Source organism: Rhodoferax sp. SPJ21 (genome assembly GCF_058216335.1).
Window position 1 is genome coordinate 726,904 of sequence record NZ_JBYZMO010000003.1, and the last position, 14,981, is coordinate 741,884.

The following is a 14,981-nucleotide window of genomic DNA, read 5'->3' on the forward strand; positions in this document are numbered from 1 at the left end:
CGCTATGGGGCAAAAAGACGGTGAAAAATGGACCTCTGCGGTCGATTTACAGCCGACGTTCCCCAAGTCCGACAGGCTCCTAGGAATGCAGGCGCCGCTCAATTTGGTTCTCGTGGTAGTAGCGGGTTTTCTCGGCGTACATGGCGCGGTCGGCGCGGTGCAACGCAGCTTCCAGCTGGTCGCCAGCGTGGCAGGTGGAGGCACCAATGGCCATGCTGAGTTTTTGACCCGAGTAGAACTGGTTGTTCAGTTCCAGCAGGGACTGGATACGTTCAATGACGGCCTGCGCGCCGCGCTCGTCAGCGCCAGGCAACAGCATGGCGAATTCATCGCCTCCGGTGCGGGCCACGCAGGCATTCGGGCTGTTCACCTTGCCCAGCACCTCGCCCGCGCGACGCAGCAGTGCATCGCCAGCTACATGGCCATTTTCATCGTTCACCAGCTTCAGACCGTTCAGATCGATGACCAGCACGCTCAACGGCCAAGGGCCTTTGCGCGAAAGCCGATTCAGCTCATCCATGTAAAAAGCCCGGTTGCGCAGCTGGGTCAAGGAGTCGTGCTTGCCCAGGTATTCCAGATAGGCCTCGGCCTTCTTGCGGGCCGTGATGTCCACCAGCGACACCAGCACCAGGTCCCAGCTAGCCAGGTGGTCGGGCAACACAGCGAATTGCATGTGGATGTTGATCAAGTCGCCACTGAGCCGGTAGTTGACCACCTCGCGCATCAGCGTGGTCTTGCCCTGCCACAGCTCAATCAATTGCTCGGCAAAAGAGTCGCGCATCTCGCCGCGAAAGACTTCGCCCAAACGGGCCAGCAACTCAGCCTTGTTTTGCGCACCAAACATGCTGAGAGTCTGCTGGTTCACGTCGATGACGCGGATCTCCTGCATACATCGCGACACGAATTCGGGGTGCACATTGATGAAAGTGCGGAAGTCTTCGATACCGCGCATGCGCAACTCGTCCAGCAGCAGCTTGACCGCGCTGAAGTCTTCCACCCACAGCGATACAGGGGAGTAGTCGAACAAGTCGCGTGCGTGCTGCTCGCTGGCGGCCAACAGCCGTGACGTTTGCAGCTCTTGCGTGATGTCCTCCAAGGACACCATGACGCGGGCCCAGCTGTCCTCGTAGCCCTGCAGCACGCGGGCATGGACCTTCACGTCAAGCCGCCGGCCATCCAGGCCGTAGTTCACCGTTTGTACAGAAAAGCCCAGCGCGCCATCCCACATAGGCAAAAGCTGCTCCATCAACTTGCCCAGCATGTCGCCACGGAACACCTGGTCCAGATTGGCCAGCAGCTCGTCCTGACTGCGGGCACCAAAAATCTCCAGGCTGCGTTGGTTGACCTGCAGCACCTGCAGACAGGCTGCACACTCGGCCAGGCTACCCGGATGGGTCTGCACATGGGCATTCAGGTCGGTGACACCCTGGCTGCGCCAAGTATCGAACAGGCGCTTGAGTGCACTGAAATCCTCCAGCCAAAGGGAAACGGGGGCCAGATCGAACAATTGCGCGTAATCGGCCGGGGATGACACATGGGACACAGCAGAACCTCCTGGCCGGTATTGTGCAGGTTGCCACCGGCCCTCGCCGGCAAGCGCTGCGCGCAGACGAAAAAAAACCAGGCCACAAGGGCCTGGTTTGCGAAGAGCAAGAACGCAGCGAATTAACGTGCGGGCTTGGTCAAACGCTTCTTGGTATCACGGGGCACAAACACCTTGCCGCCGTTGCCGGCACCTGCACCAGGCTTGCTGAAAGCTGGCTTGGAGAAAGCAGGACGGGGCGCATTGAAGTCACCACGTTCGGCGCGGTCACCACGGGGAGCGAAATCGCCGCGGGGTGCAAAGTCACCACGGGGAGCGCCGCCGCCGAAACCACGGTCGGCACCACGATCGCCGCCGCCGAAGCCGCCACCGTTATCACGGTTGCCTTGGTAGCCACCGCCGGTACGTGCTGGTGGACGGCTGTTGCGGTCGTTAAAACCGCTGGCGCCGCCGTAGCCACCACCGCCTTCGCGGTTGCCACCACCGAAACCACCACGGTCGCCGCCGCCAAAGCCGCCGCGATCACCGCGTGGCGATGGGCCGAAACTGCGGCCACGGGGAGCGCCATCACGGCCGCCAAAACCGCCGCCTGCACCACGTGGAGCACGCGAATCGGGCTGGCGCTGTTGTGGCTCCATACCTGGGATCACTTCCGCCTTGAACTGCTGGTGGCTGTAGCTTTCGATGTCGAAAATCTTACGACGGTCGCGCATTTCAGCAAAGGTCACAGCGATACCGTCGCGGCCGGCACGGCCCGTACGGCCAATACGATGGGTGTAGTCCTCGGCCTTCATTGGCAAGCCGAAGTTGAACACGTGGCTGATGCTGGGCACGTCGATACCGCGAGCGGCAACGTCGGTGGCTACCAGAATCTGCACCTGGCCTTGGCGCAGAGCCATCAGGCGGCGGTTACGCAGACCTTGGCTCAGGGCACCGTGCAATGCGACTGCGCTGAAGCCTTCTTGTTGCAGGTCGTTGGCCAGGCCATCACACTCGATCTGGGTGCTGGCAAACACGATCGCCTGAGCGATGGTGGTGTCACGCAGCCAGTGGTCCAGCAGCTTGCGCTTGTGCTGGGCGTTGTCGGCCCAGAACAGGATTTGCTTGATGTTGGCGTGCTTTTCTTGCGGGCTGTCGATGGTCACGCGCTGGGGTTCGCGCATCACGCGGGAAGCCAGTTGCTGGATGCGCGGCGCGAAAGTGGCGCTGAACATCATGGTTTGCTTGCGGCCAATGGTCATTTGGTTCACATCGGCGAGATCGTCCGAGAAACCCAGGTCCAACATGCGGTCGGCTTCGTCCACCACCAGAAACTGGACTTGGTCCAGCTTGATTTGCTGCGAACGTTGCAGGTCCAGCAGACGACCAGGGGTGGCCACGACCAGGTTGGCGTTTTGCAGCTTGGCAATTTGCAGTTGGTAAGGCATGCCACCCACCACGTTGGCGATGCGCAAACCACGGCAATGTTGCACCAGGCCGATAGCGTCGTGGGCCACTTGTTGGGCCAGTTCACGGGTCGGGCACAGGATCAGGGCGCCAGGGGTAGCGGCCTTGAAGTTGCGGGCATTGGTGGGGTCCTTGCGCTTGGCACGCTTAGGAGCGGGTTCGCCCTTGGCAGCGGCTTCGGCCACAGCGGCTTCGTATTCAGCCTTTTCAGCGGCTTCGGCTTCAGCTTGCTGGCGCAAAAGGGTGTGCAGCACGGGCAACAGGAAGGCGGCGGTCTTACCGCTACCGGTTTGGCTGGAAACCATCAGGTCGACAAAGCGGGCGGACTCGCTTTGCATGGCCATGGGGATGGTTTGCATTTGCACAGCGGTGGGCTGGGTGTAGCCCAGGTCGGCCACGGCTTGAATCAGTTCAGGCGCCAGGCCCAGGGTCACAAAGCCATTCGGCACTTCAGGCTGCGCCGGAGTAGCCACTTCGACTTCGGACTGCAAAGTCTCGGTCACGAAGGTGTCGTTGGAAGATGAGAAGGAAGCTGCAGGCGAAAAGTCGCCCGCGACGTCAAAAGAGTCGTTCATTTAATTACTCACATGGAGAGAACGCGAAGCTGCAATGGCCCGCGGACTGCCCCGTAAATGGTTAAAAAACATCAACCATCAAACGGAGCCGATACCTTTATAGGCCTGCTGGCCTGGCATCAGTTGGCGCAACTTTGTGCGCCAGATGAGTGAAGGGAGATGTGCAAAGTGCACTAATTGATTTCAGTGCAGCCTCGAATTATAGCCCGGATTCGGGTTTCCACCTAATTACTGTGCAGTCATCTTCAAAAAGTGTGTGCGGTAATGCACAAGTTCTTCAATTGATTCATGCACGTCGGCCAGGGCCGTATGCTTTTGCTGCTTCTTGAAGGAGGCCGCCACTTCAGGCCGCCAGCGCTTGGCCAGTTCCTTCAGCGTGCTCACGTCCAGGTTGCGGTAGTGGCAGAAGGCCTCCAGCTTGGGCATGTACTTGGCCAGAAAGCGCCGGTCCTGGCCAATGCTGTTGCCGCACAAAGGTGAGGTGAACTTGGGCACGTACTGGGACAGAAAGGCGATCAACTGCGCCTCGGCCTCGGCTTCGGTTGTGGTGGAGGCTTTGACCTTGTCGATCAAGCCGCTTTTGCCATGCGTGCCCTTGTTCCATGCGTCCATCTTGTCCAACTGCGCCTCAGACTGGTGGATCACAAAAACCGGACCCTCGACACGCGGCTCCAGGGTCGGGCCGGTAACGACCACCGCGATCTCGATCAGGCGGTCCACCTCGGGGTCCAGACCGGTCATTTCACAGTCCAGCCAGATCAGGTTGTGGTCCGATTTTGCGAGCAAGGTCGCTGATGACACGGGGGATGGGGTATTGATTTCAGCCATAAATCGTATTGTCGCCGATGGCCTACACTCCCGCCCATGCAAGATACCGCCGTTTTTTCGTCCTCGGCCGCCCTCACACTGGGCTTTGCCGCCCTCCTGATTGTTGGTTTGTGGGTCAAGTTTTGGCTGGCTACGCGCCAGATCCGCCACGTAGTTCGCCACCGCAACGCCGTGCCCGCCGCCTTCACCAGCAACATCACTCTGGAAGCTCACCAAAAGGCGGCTGATTACACCGTGACCAAGGCGCGCTTTGGCCTGCTGGAGATGGCTTTGAGCACCACGGTATTGCTGGGCTGGACCCTGCTGGGCGGCCTGAACTGGCTGAACCAAAGCCTGCTGGCCTGGCTGGGCGGCGGCATGCTGCAACAGCTGGCGGTGCTGGCCGGTTTTGTGTTGATTGGCGGGCTGATCGACATCCCCGTGGCGCTGTACCAGACCTTTGTGATCGAAGAGCGCTTCGGCTTCAACAAAACCAGCCTCAAACTCTGGCTGGCCGACATGCTCAAGTCCAGCCTGGTCGGCATCGTTATCGGCCTGCCGATTGCCGCGCTGATCCTGTGGCTGATGGGCGGCGCCGGCCATCTGTGGTGGCTGTGGGCCTGGAGTGCCTGGATGGCTATCAACCTTTTGTTGTTGATGATTTACCCAACCTTCATCGCCCCGCTGTTCAATAAGTTCAAGCCGCTGGAAGACGAAACCCTGAAGGCCCGCGTCACCGCCCTGATGCAGCGCTGCGGCTTTGCCGCCAAGGGCCTGTTCGTGATGGACGGCAGCAAGCGCAGCGCGCATGCCAATGCATATTTCACCGGCTTTGGCGCGGCAAAACGCGTGGTGTTCTACGACACCCTGCTGGCCAAGCTGGCCCCCGGCGAGGTGGATGCGGTGCTTGCCCACGAGCTCGGCCACTTCAAACACAAACACATTATTCAGCGCATCGTGACCATGTTTGCACTGAGCCTAGTCGGCTTTGCGTTGCTCGGCTGGCTGTCGGCCCAGGCCTGGTTCTACACCGGGCTGGGCGTGATTCCGAATATGTCAGGTGCGCCGAATGATGCGCTGGCCCTGCTGCTGTTCATGCTGGCCGCACCGGTGCTGACCTTCTCCATCGCGCCGCTATCGGCCCAGGTATCGCGCAAGCACGAGTTCCAGGCCGATGCCTACGCCGTGCAGCAAACCAGCGGGCAAGACCTGTCTACCGCCCTGCTCAAACTGTACGAAGACAACGCCTCCACCCTCACCCCCGACCCGGTGTTCGTGAAGTTCTATTACTCGCATCCACCCGCCTCCGAGCGGCTGGCACGCATGGCGCAAGGCGCTGCACAAGGAGCATCGGCATGACCTCCGATTTAAAGAAAAAAGACTGGGCGACGCACAAACGGTCTGCGTTGAATGCTGCACAAATCGTAGCAAAGCTGTCCCACATAGAGGGCTGGCAACTGGACGGCGACGGGGCCGAGGTAGCCATCACCAAGACCTTTCGCTTCGCCAACTATTTTGAAACAATCGCCTTTGTGAATGCGCTGGCCCTGGTGGCCCACGCACAAGACCACCACCCGGACCTGCAGGTGTCTTACAACCGCTGCACGGTGCGCTTCAACACCCACGACGTGGGTGGCCTCACGTCCACCGACTTCGACTGCGCGGCACGCATCAACGGGCTCTTGGCCCTGTGAGCAAGCCCCCTGCCCTGACCCCTGGCCTGGTGGTCGCCACCTATGGCCGGCATTGCATGGTGGAGCGCGCGGATGGCAGCCGCCTGATCTGCCACCCACGTGGCAAGAAGAGCAGCGCCGTGGTGGGCGACAAGGTGCTGTGGCTGCCTGCGGCTGCCGGCCAGGGCGAGGACGGCACTATTGAGAAGCTGCAGCCGCGCCGCAACCTGTTCTACCGCCAGGACGAAATCCGCACCAAGTCTTTTGCCGCGAATCTGGACCAGGTGCTGATACTGATCGCCGCCGAACCCGAATTCTCCGAAACGCAGCTGTCGCGCGCGCTGATTGCCGCCGAGGCCGAGCGCATCACGCCGCTGATCGTGCTGAACAAGCAAGACTTGGCCGTGCCTTTTGAGCGCGCCTGGGGCTGGCTGGCCGCCTACCGCGACATGGGCTACCGCATGTTGCCGCTGTCGCTGAAAGACGGCGGTGGCACTCTGGAGGCTGTGAAAGCTGAGCTGGCCGGCAAGACCACGCTGGTACTGGGCCCGTCAGGCGCCGGCAAAAGCACGCTGACCAACCATCTGGTGCCCGGCGCACTGGCCGCCACGCGCGAGATTTCACAGGCACTGAACACCGGCAAGCACACCACCACCAGCACCACCTGGTACTGGGTGGACAAGGACGCCAACACGGCGCTGATCGACTCACCCGGCTTTCAGGAATTCGGCCTGCACCACATCGACGCCCGGCATCTGTCAGGCCTGATGCCGGACATCAAACCCTTTGTGGAGCGCTGCAAGTTCTACAACTGCACCCACTTGCACGAGCCCGGCTGCGGTGTGATGGCAGCAGTCAAAAGTGACGGCAGCGCAGGCAGTATCAGCGACAGGCGCTACAAAATATATAGTGACCTGTTCGCCGAGCTGAACGCCCCGAAGTTTTAGCCCAGGATTTCTGCGAGCGCCTGCACCAAGGTGTCGCACTGCGCGGGCGTGCCTATGCTGATGCGCAGGTACTGGGCGATGCGCTCCTGCTTGAAGTGACGCACCAGCACTGCGCGTTGGCGCAGCTCCGCCGCCAGCATGGCCGCGTCGTGCTGGGGGTGGCGGACAAATACAAAGTTGGCCTGCGATGGCAGCACCTCGAAGCCCATGTCTTCCAGTTGCAGCGTCAAGCCCTCACGGCTGTGCACCACGGCCGCGCAGGTCTGCTCGAAGTAAGCCTGGTCCTCGAACGCGGCCAAAGCACCCGCCTGCGCCAGGCGACCCAGGGGGTAGGAGTTGAAGCTATTCTTCACCCGCTCCAGCGCCTCGATCAGGTGCCGCTGGCCACAGGCCAGGCCGACCCGTAAACCCGCCAGCGAGCGCGATTTGGACAGGGTCTGGGTCACCAGCAGATTCGGATAGCGGTCGATCAGGCCCACGGCAGACGCACCGCCGAAATCCACATAGGCCTCGTCCACCAGCACCACGCGCTGTGGATGCAGCTGCAGCAGGCGCTCGATCTGGTCCAGCGGTAGGCCGATGCCGGTGGGCGCATTCGGATTCGCCACCACCACGCCGGCCACCTCACCAGGACCAACCAGGGCTTCCACATTGACGCGCAACGCTTCGTCCAGCGGCACCACATGCATAGGGATGCCGTACAGACCGCAATACACCTGGTAGAAGCTGTAGGTCACATCCGGCATCACCAGCGGCGCATCGCCATGCTGGAACAGCGCAAAAAAGGCATGGGCCAGCACCTCGTCGGAGCTATTGCCCACAAACACCTGATCTGCCTGCAGACCGTACTGCTCGGCGATGCGGCCGCGCAGCAGCGTGGATTCTGGGTCGGGATACAGCTGCAAGCCCTGCTGTGCCGCAGCCTGGATGGCGGCCAGCACCTTGGGGGACGGGGGGTAAGGATTCTCGTTGGTGTTGAGCTTGGTCAGGTTTTGCAGCTTGGGCTGCTCGCCCGGCACATAGGGCACCAGCCCGGCAACGACCGGGCTCCAGAAAGACGGCGGGGAAGAAGTCAAAATGCTACTACTTTCATAGCTGCCAGCGCAGATAGCACCTGCGCCAGAGCCCAATTTTGTATAAATACTAACCCAGCAGATTCGCCAGGGTCAGCAGGGCCAGCAAGCCCATCCACAGGACAACAGTGCGCCACACCAGGCCCACCACGCTACGCAGATGGCCCAGCTCGGGGTCGCGGCCAGGGGTGGATTCGGTATCTACATCCATCTCCAGTGGCAGGCCGTGGCCAGACTGTAGGGGTTCAGTGGTCTTCAACGCCTCGCCGCCCAGGCGCACATTCAAGGCACCCGAGGTGGCAGCCAGTACCACGCCGTCGTTGTCGTTCGGAAAGCGCTGGGCGTAATTGCGCCAGCCGTCGATGGCATCTTCAAAGCTGCCCACCACGGCAAAACCGAACGCCGTAATGCGCGCGGGCAGCCAGTCGATCAAAATCCAGGCTCCATTGGCTACCTGCTGCAAAGCCGCGCTGGCCAGCTGCTGCGGGTCCTTGTAGCGCCAGTAACGCGCCACGAATTCACCCAGGCGGTAAAACACGGCACCTGCCGGCCCCAAGCCCAACGCTGCGCCGATGGAATACCAGGCCAACACGCCAAACACATGGCGGTGTGCCGCCAGCACCGAATATTCGATCACATGGCGCACGATTTCACTGCGCGGCAGCTCGGTGGCGTCCACCTGCTGCCACTGCGCCAGCAGCTGGCGCGCCAAAGGCTCGTCACCACTTTCCAGGGCGTCGCGGATTTCGGTGAAGTGGTGGCTGAACTGGCGAAAACCCAAAGTGACATAGAGCACAACCACGTTCCACACCACCGCAAATGGCCAGCCCGCAAGCCAGACCAGGGCCCAGTGCAAGCCCAAAGTCAGCAGGCTGGGCAGCCCCACCGCCAGCAGCCAGGTTAGCCAGCCATGCTGGGCCGTGCCGGTATCGAAATTACGGCTACAGCCGCGCACCCAGGCGCGCAGCATGCCGTGGATGGGGTTGTCTCGGGCCAGGGGGCGGACCTGCTCCAGCAGCAGCGCAAACATGATCGCGAAAAAGCTCATCCCACGATCATAACGACCTGCAGCGACGCGCCTTCACGCCGACAGAAAACGGTAGAAGTTTCGCAGCATGCCGGCGGTGGCACCCCAGATAAAGCGCTCGCCATGGGCATCCTGGTAGGGCATGGAAAACCACTCGCGCTTCCCGCCCTCCCAGTCGAAATGGTGGCGCCGGTGGTTCGCCGGGTCCATCAAAAATGCCAATGGCACCTCGAACGCATCGGCCACCTCCTCCGGCTGGTGCACCAGCGTAAAACCGGGCTGCACCAAGGCCACCACCGGCGTCACGATGAAGGCCGTGCCGGTCAGGTAGATAGGCAGCTCGCCTATCACCTGCACATAGGCCCGCGGCAGGCCCACCTCTTCCCAGGCTTCGCGCAAGGCCGTGGCGACAGCATCCGCGTCGGTCGCATCGGCCTTGCCGCCCGGAAAGGCGATCTGGCCGGAATGGTTAGACATGTGCGTGGTGCGCTGGGTCAACAGCACGCTAGGGCCGCCCCGCTCCGAGGGGTGCAGCACGATGGGGATCAACACGGAGGCGTGCACCGGCGCCCGCTCGGTAAAGCGCGGCTCGGCCCGCACCTCGGGCTGCCAGGACGGCGGAAACTGGAAGCGCTGGCGCAAGGCATCCGGCTGCAATGCCGAGGCAGCAACCGCAGGCAGATGCGCGTCGCCACCCACCACCGGCACCAGGCGCGGATCGAAGTTGGGCAGCTTGGACAGAGGAATGGGGGAAGGCTGGGACACGAAAGCGATGGTACGCCCCAAGAAAAAACCGCCGCAAGCTTGACGCTTGGGCGGTTTTTCCAAGGAGAACAGTGCGAATTAAGCGGCTGTTGCTGCTGCGGCCACTTTGACGCGGTTAGGCAGCTTTTCCTTGATACGAGCCGACTTGCCGCTACGGTCACGCAGGTAGTAGAGCTTGGCACGGCGGACATCACCGCGGCGCTTGACTTCAATACCAGCGATCAGCGGGCTGTAGGTTTGGAACGTACGTTCCACGCCTTCGCCGCTGGAGATCTTACGCACGGTGAAGCCGCTGTTCAGGCCGCGATTGCGCTTGGCAATCACAACACCTTCATAGGCCTGCACGCGCTTGCGCGAACCTTCAACCACATTGACGCTAACAATCACCGTGTCGCCAGGGGCGAAAGCGGGGATGGTCTTGCCAAGACGGGCAATTTCTTCTTGCTCTAGGATTTCGATTAAGTTCATGGTTTTCCTCTAGTGATCATGCATGCGCCTAAAAAGTGCTTTTACCGGGATGGCAAAGCGGCCAGGCAGAGGATCGAAAAGCCTTTGATTATAGCATTTCACCCCAACAGCACCATTCAGCTACGGGGCACGGCCTTCAAAGCAGCCTCATCCTGCCGACTGATGCGGCCCGCAGCACGCGCAGCCTCCAGCAATTCCGGGCGGCGTTGCGCCGTCAATTGCAGACGCTGGTCTCGGCGCCAGCGCTCGATCTGGGCATGGTGACCGGACATCAACGCATCCGGCACCGGGTGCTCTTCCCATATTTCAGGCCGGGTGTAGTGCGGGCAGTCCAGCAGGCCATCCAGCGCGGGGTTGAAGCTATCCAGTTGGTGGCTGCCCTCGTCGTTCAGCACGCCGGGTTGCAAACGCGCCACCGCATCAAGCAAGGCCAGGGCCGCAATTTCACCGCCGGACAGTACGAAGTCGCCCAGGCTGATCTGGTGGGTCACAAATTGGTCGATGAAACGCTGGTCGATGCCCTCGTAGCGCCCACACACCAGCACGGCGCCAGCGCTGACAGACCAGGCTTCAACCGCTGCGTGATTCAGAGCCTGCCCCAGGGGAGAAAACAATACTACAGGTGCCTGCGAGGCATCGGCACGATCAGCCTGGATCGCACGCAAACAGCGCGCCAGAGGCTCCGCCATCATCACCATGCCCGGCCCACCGCCAAACGGACGGTCATCGACACGGCGGTAATTGCCATCGGCAAAATCACGGGGATTCCAGATTCGGACCTGCACCAGGCCAGATTCAAACGCACGCCGCGCCACGCCGCTGGTCAAAAACGGCGAAAACATCTCGGGAAACAGACTGATGACGTCGAACCGCATACGCAGCGCCTTACCGCCTAGTAGTCCGGCTGCCAGTCCACGGTGATGCAGCGCGTGGGTAAGTCCACCTTGTCTACATAGGCCGCTACGAACGGGATCATGCGCTCCAAGGTCTGCGCAACGCCTGCGGCATCCAGGGCCTCGTAGGCCACGACCAGCACGGTTTGCGCACCAGTAGACATCAATTCCTTGACCCGCCCCAGTGCCACACCTTCGCGGTTCAGCACTTCCAGGCCGATCAAATCGACCCAGTAATATTCATCGGTCGCAGCGCTTGGAAAGTTGGCGCGCGCAATAAAAATGCGCGAGCCACGCAAAGCCTCAGCAGCATCACGTCCCACGACTTCATGCGCCTGGGCCACCACGCCGCCGGAATGTTCTTTGGCCTCAGCCACGCGCAACAGACGAGCGCCTTCAAAGTGTTTAGCCCCGCGTTCGGTGGGGAGCAAATACCAACGTTTGGAAGAAAAAAGCGCCTCGGGTGCGGCGCTATGGGAGACGACTTTGAACCAGCCTTTGACTCCCCATGCATCACCGATGCGCCCCACTTCGACGGCATCCGCCGGCAATTCAGCGGTATCTAAAAGAGGCATCATGGGATTTTGCAGGGCAGGCATGACCGCGTTGGCGATCCTGCCCGGCCCAAATACAGTTGATTACGCAGCAGGAGCAGCTTTTTTGGCCGCTTGTGCAATCAGGCGTTCCACCGTGGGGGAAGCTTGTGCACCAACGCCGCGCCAGTAGGTCAAACGGTCCTGGGCAATGCGGATGCTTTCCTCATTGGTGGTAGCGATAGGGTTGTAGAAACCGATGCGCTCAATGAAACGACCGTCGCGGCGGGTGCGCTTGTCGGTCACAACAATATTGAAAAACGGGCGTGCTTTTGCACCGCCACGGGCGAGTCGAATAACGACCATGATTTATCCTTCGGGATGGTTGAACCATTTCAACCGATGTACCAGGCCCCAACTTGACGTAAGAACCTAGCGATATATTCCAACGTTGAGACACGCAACTGGCCACCTAGCCAGTGACACGCTGAAAAGCCTTCAATTATAACGTCCTTCTACATGCCAACCATACGCTCCGCCCGAGACGAAGATATTCCTGCCATCACCGCCATTTACGCCCACCACGTACTGCACGGCACCGGCACCTTTGAGACCACCCCCCCCACAGCCGAAGACATGGCCAGCCGCAGAGCCGACGTACTCGCCAAAGGCCTGCCCTATCTGGTGCTGGAGGACGCAGAGCAGGTGCAAGGCTTTGCGTACTGCAACTGGTTCAAGCCACGTCCCGCATACCGATTTTCCGCCGAAGACTCCATCTACATGGCCCCCAATATTGGAGGCAGAGGCCTGGGACGTTTGCTGTTGACCGAGCTCTCCACGCAGGCTGAAAGAGTTGGTATACGCAAGCTGATCGCGGTAATCGGAGACTCAACCAATGCGGGCTCCATTGGCGTGCACCGTAGCCTGGGCTTTAGCCAGGTTGGCATACTCCAGTCCTGCGGCTGGAAATTTGGCCGCTGGCTGGACGTGGTGCTGATGGAAAAAGCCATAGGTGCCGGTGACAGCCATTCACCTGAATAAATCTACGCATGAAAAATAAAACTGTGGCGACCTGGCTGGCCTTTCTGGGTGGCCCGCTGGGGCTGCACCGTTTTTACCTACGGGGTATGGGCGATATCTGGGGCTGGCTCTACCCCCTTCCCTCGGCGCTGGGCCTGTACGGCGTCATGCGCGCACAGCAAATGGGTCTGGACGACCACTGGAGCTGGGTTTTGATTCCGCTGCTTGGGGTGACCATCACGGCAGGCGCGCTGTCTGCTTTGGTCTATGGACTGAAGACGCCAGAGAAATGGAACGCAGCCTACAACCCTTCTACAGACGCCGAGGCGGCGCCTGGCCAATCCAACTGGCTGACCGTCGGCGCACTGGTCTGCGCCCTGCTGGTCGGCACGGGCACGCTGATGGCCAGCCTGGCTTTCAGCTTTCAGCGTTACTTCGAATACCAAATCGAAGTAACGCCCAAAAACACTCCGTGATCAGAAAATCTGAAGGCTGAACCAGTAGGCCACGGCAGCCACAAAGGCGCTGGCGGGAATCGTAAAAATCCAGGCCCAGATGATGGTTCCAGCCACACCCCAACGCACCGCGCTGGCGCGCTGGGTTGAACCTACACCCACAATCGCGCCGGTAATGGTGTGCGTGGTGGAAACAGGAATACCCAAAGCCGTTGCCAAGAACAAGGTCAATGCACCGCCAGTTTCGGCACAAAACCCACCCACTGGCTTGAGCTTGGTAATCTTCTGACCCATTGTCTTCACGATGCGCCAGCCGCCAAACATGGTTCCACCCGCAATCGCGGAGTAGCAGCTCACAATGGCCCACATCGGTGGAGAAGCATCGGTTGCAGCCGCATGGCCAGTCGCAATCAGCAACATCCAGATAATGCCGATCGTCTTCTGCGCATCATTGCCGCCATGACCCAAGCTATAGGCTCCTGCAGACAACAATTGGAGCCGCCTGAACCAGCGGTCCACCTTGGAGGGCGTAGCGCGGCGACAAATCCAGGCCACCGCCACCATCATCAGCGACCCCAGAAAAAAGCCCAGGATGGGGGACACAAAAATAAAGGCCACGGTCTTCAAAATACCGCCAGCCACCAGCGCCCCCGAACCCGCCTTGCCCACGACCGCGCCCACAATGCCGCCAATCAGCGCATGTGAGGAACTGCTGGGAATACCGTAGTACCAGGTCACCAGATTCCAGAAAATCGCGCCCATCAGGGCACCAAACACCACGTGGACGTCAATCACACCCGGGTCAGCAATCCCCTTTCCCACTGTTGCCGCAACGCTCAAGTGGAAAATAAACAGAGCAACGAAGTTAAACAGGGCTGCGAACACGACAGCCTGCACCGGCTTCAGCACGCCGGTGGACACCACCGTCGCAATCGAATTCGCCGCGTCGTGGAAGCCGTTCATAAAATCAAACAGCAGCGCCATCACGACCAGCACCACTACCACCCACAAGCCCACCTGCACCGTAGCCATCTAAAACCCCGACTCAGGAGTTCTCGAGGACAACGCCCTCGATCAAATTGGCAACATCCTCACATTTGTCGGTGATGGTTTCCAGCAACTCGTAGATCGCCTTGAGCTTGATGAGCTCACGCACATCGGGCTCCTCGCGGAACAGCTTGCTCATGGCGGAACGCATCACCCGATCTGCATCCGACTCCAGTTGGTCGATCTCTTCACAGGTTTTGAGGGCGGCCTCGGCAACCTTTGGCTCGGCAATCTTGGCCAACATATAGACAGCATCCTTCACGCGCTCACAGCACTTGAGGCTCAACTCGGTCAGACGAGACATGTCCTCTGTCATGTGGCGCACGTCGTACAAGGACATGGTTTCTGCAGAATCCTGGATCACATCCGCTACATCGTCCATGGTGTTGATCAACTGGTGGATCTGCTCCCGGTCAATCGGCGTGATGAAGGTCTTATGCAACATCTTATTGACCTCGCGCGTGACACGGTCGGCAGCATGCTCGGCAGTATCTACTTCACGGGTGTAGCGCTCACGCAACTGCGGGTCACCATAGTTCGCGACCAGCAAGGAAAAAGCCCGCGCCGCCTCCACGATGCGATCAGCATGCTGGTTGAACATTTCAAAAAAATTGCCTTCACGCGGCAACAGCTTGCCAAACAGCATGGCGAGACTCCTAAGGGGGGGATTGCGTCAGAAATATGACGGAAAAATGACAGAGCGGAGTTT

17 protein-coding genes are annotated in these 14,981 nt (G+C 60.4%); 5 read left to right on the plus strand and 12 right to left on the minus strand.

Going from position 1 to position 14,981, the window contains the following annotated elements; genetic code table 11:
* Window positions 1-79: 79 nt before the first annotated feature.
* From AC4BBN_RS18650 to orn, 3 genes are all read right to left on the minus strand, one after another.
* A complete protein-coding gene (locus AC4BBN_RS18650) occupies window positions 80-1,543 on the minus strand; it encodes a sensor domain-containing diguanylate cyclase (RefSeq protein ID WP_490593500.1) in 1,464 nt (487 codons plus the stop codon).
* A gap of 122 nt (window positions 1,544-1,665) precedes the next feature.
* Window positions 1,666-3,564, minus strand: a complete 1,899-nt coding sequence (locus AC4BBN_RS18655; RefSeq protein WP_490593501.1) for a DEAD/DEAH box helicase — start codon at window positions 3,562-3,564, stop codon at window positions 1,666-1,668.
* A gap of 228 nt (window positions 3,565-3,792) precedes the next feature.
* Window positions 3,793-4,392, minus strand: coding sequence for an oligoribonuclease (orn, locus tag AC4BBN_RS18660; RefSeq protein WP_490593502.1), 600 nt, complete (start codon window positions 4,390-4,392; stop codon window positions 3,793-3,795).
* 36 nt (window positions 4,393-4,428) lie between these two features.
* On the opposite strand from orn, the gene AC4BBN_RS18665 reads away from it, so the two are divergent.
* From AC4BBN_RS18665 to rsgA, 3 genes are read left to right on the plus strand one after another with little or no spacing between them, the layout of a single operon-like run.
* A complete protein-coding gene (locus AC4BBN_RS18665) occupies window positions 4,429-5,730 on the plus strand; it encodes a M48 family metallopeptidase (protein WP_490593503.1) in 1,302 nt (433 codons plus the stop codon).
* Window positions 5,727-6,065 (plus strand): 4a-hydroxytetrahydrobiopterin dehydratase, encoded by a 339-nt coding sequence (locus tag AC4BBN_RS18670; protein WP_490593504.1) that lies wholly within the window; start codon window positions 5,727-5,729, stop codon window positions 6,063-6,065. Before AC4BBN_RS18665 ends, AC4BBN_RS18670 begins: the two co-directional genes overlap by 4 nt.
* The gene (gene rsgA, locus AC4BBN_RS18675) at window positions 6,062-6,991 is read left to right on the plus strand and encodes a ribosome small subunit-dependent GTPase A (RefSeq protein ID WP_490593505.1); all 930 of its coding nucleotides are present in this window, start codon (window positions 6,062-6,064) and stop codon (window positions 6,989-6,991) included. The genes AC4BBN_RS18670 and rsgA overlap by 4 nt, the downstream gene beginning before the upstream one ends.
* On the opposite strand, the gene hisC is transcribed toward rsgA, so the two are convergent.
* The 7 genes from hisC to rpsP form a co-directional block, all read right to left on the minus strand.
* Window positions 6,988-8,067: a histidinol-phosphate transaminase gene (gene hisC / locus AC4BBN_RS18680; protein ID WP_490593506.1), complete on the minus strand. Its 1,080-nt coding sequence runs from the start codon at window positions 8,065-8,067 to the stop codon at window positions 6,988-6,990. The genes rsgA and hisC overlap by 4 nt on opposite strands.
* A gap of 67 nt (window positions 8,068-8,134) precedes the next feature.
* The gene (locus AC4BBN_RS18685) at window positions 8,135-9,112 is read right to left on the minus strand and encodes a CobD/CbiB family protein (protein WP_490593507.1); all 978 of its coding nucleotides are present in this window, start codon (window positions 9,110-9,112) and stop codon (window positions 8,135-8,137) included.
* Window positions 9,113-9,145: 33 nt separating this feature from the next.
* A complete protein-coding gene (locus tag AC4BBN_RS18690; RefSeq protein WP_490593508.1) occupies window positions 9,146-9,856 on the minus strand; it encodes a CoA pyrophosphatase in 711 nt (236 codons plus the stop codon).
* Window positions 9,857-9,934: 78 nt separating this feature from the next.
* On the minus strand, window positions 9,935-10,324 hold the full coding sequence (gene rplS / locus AC4BBN_RS18695) for a 50S ribosomal protein L19 (protein WP_490593509.1): 390 nt from the start codon (window positions 10,322-10,324) through the stop codon (window positions 9,935-9,937).
* A 116-nt stretch (window positions 10,325-10,440) separates the two neighbouring features.
* Window positions 10,441-11,199 carry a tRNA (guanosine(37)-N1)-methyltransferase TrmD gene (trmD, locus tag AC4BBN_RS18700; protein ID WP_490593510.1) on the minus strand — a complete coding sequence of 253 codons (759 nt, stop codon included), beginning with the start codon at window positions 11,197-11,199 and terminating at the stop codon, window positions 10,441-10,443.
* A gap of 17 nt (window positions 11,200-11,216) precedes the next feature.
* A complete protein-coding gene (gene rimM, locus AC4BBN_RS18705; RefSeq protein ID WP_490593511.1) occupies window positions 11,217-11,795 on the minus strand; it encodes a ribosome maturation factor RimM in 579 nt (192 codons plus the stop codon).
* 60 nt (window positions 11,796-11,855) lie between these two features.
* On the minus strand, window positions 11,856-12,116 hold the full coding sequence (gene rpsP, locus AC4BBN_RS18710; protein WP_490593512.1) for a 30S ribosomal protein S16: 261 nt from the start codon (window positions 12,114-12,116) through the stop codon (window positions 11,856-11,858).
* Between the two features lie 153 nt (window positions 12,117-12,269).
* On the opposite strand from rpsP, the gene AC4BBN_RS18715 reads away from it, so the two are divergent.
* Together AC4BBN_RS18715 and AC4BBN_RS18720 are read left to right on the plus strand one after the other, a co-directional pair.
* Window positions 12,270-12,791 carry a GNAT family N-acetyltransferase gene (locus AC4BBN_RS18715; protein ID WP_490593513.1) on the plus strand — a complete coding sequence of 174 codons (522 nt, stop codon included), beginning with the start codon at window positions 12,270-12,272 and terminating at the stop codon, window positions 12,789-12,791.
* Between the two features lie 8 nt (window positions 12,792-12,799).
* Window positions 12,800-13,246 carry a TM2 domain-containing protein gene (locus tag AC4BBN_RS18720; protein ID WP_490593514.1) on the plus strand — a complete coding sequence of 149 codons (447 nt, stop codon included), beginning with the start codon at window positions 12,800-12,802 and terminating at the stop codon, window positions 13,244-13,246.
* Here the strand turns inward: AC4BBN_RS18720 and AC4BBN_RS18725 are convergent, their stop codons facing one another.
* A complete protein-coding gene (locus AC4BBN_RS18725; RefSeq protein ID WP_490593515.1) occupies window positions 13,247-14,257 on the minus strand; it encodes an inorganic phosphate transporter in 1,011 nt (336 codons plus the stop codon).
* Between the two features lie 13 nt (window positions 14,258-14,270).
* The gene (locus AC4BBN_RS18730) at window positions 14,271-14,918 is read right to left on the minus strand and encodes a DUF47 domain-containing protein (protein WP_490593516.1); all 648 of its coding nucleotides are present in this window, start codon (window positions 14,916-14,918) and stop codon (window positions 14,271-14,273) included.
* Window positions 14,919-14,981 lie beyond the last annotated feature (63 nt).

Bases quoted from the DNA above. Each gene is read 5' to 3' on its own strand.
- AC4BBN_RS18655 (WP_490593501.1), bottom strand. From the start codon at position 3,564: ATGAACGACTCTTTTGACGTCGCGGGCGACTTTTCGCCTGCAGCTTCC.
- orn (WP_490593502.1), bottom strand. From the start codon at position 4,392: ATGGCTGAAATCAATACCCCATCCCCCGTGTCATCAGCGACCTTGCTC.
- AC4BBN_RS18665 (WP_490593503.1), top strand. From the start codon at position 4,429: ATGCAAGATACCGCCGTTTTTTCGTCCTCGGCCGCCCTCACACTGGGC.
- AC4BBN_RS18670 (WP_490593504.1), top strand. From the start codon at position 5,727: ATGACCTCCGATTTAAAGAAAAAAGACTGGGCGACGCACAAACGGTCT.
- AC4BBN_RS18685 (WP_490593507.1), bottom strand. From the start codon at position 9,112: ATGAGCTTTTTCGCGATCATGTTTGCGCTGCTGCTGGAGCAGGTCCGC.
- rplS (WP_490593509.1), bottom strand. From the start codon at position 10,324: ATGAACTTAATCGAAATCCTAGAGCAAGAAGAAATTGCCCGTCTTGGC.
- trmD (WP_490593510.1), bottom strand. From the start codon at position 11,199: ATGCGGTTCGACGTCATCAGTCTGTTTCCCGAGATGTTTTCGCCGTTT.
- rimM (WP_490593511.1), bottom strand. From the start codon at position 11,795: ATGATGCCTCTTTTAGATACCGCTGAATTGCCGGCGGATGCCGTCGAA.
- rpsP (WP_490593512.1), bottom strand. From the start codon at position 12,116: ATGGTCGTTATTCGACTCGCCCGTGGCGGTGCAAAAGCACGCCCGTTT.
- AC4BBN_RS18715 (WP_490593513.1), top strand. From the start codon at position 12,270: ATGCCAACCATACGCTCCGCCCGAGACGAAGATATTCCTGCCATCACC.
- AC4BBN_RS18720 (WP_490593514.1), top strand. From the start codon at position 12,800: ATGAAAAATAAAACTGTGGCGACCTGGCTGGCCTTTCTGGGTGGCCCG.
- AC4BBN_RS18725 (WP_490593515.1), bottom strand. From the start codon at position 14,257: ATGGCTACGGTGCAGGTGGGCTTGTGGGTGGTAGTGGTGCTGGTCGTG.
- AC4BBN_RS18730 (WP_490593516.1), bottom strand. From the start codon at position 14,918: ATGCTGTTTGGCAAGCTGTTGCCGCGTGAAGGCAATTTTTTTGAAATG.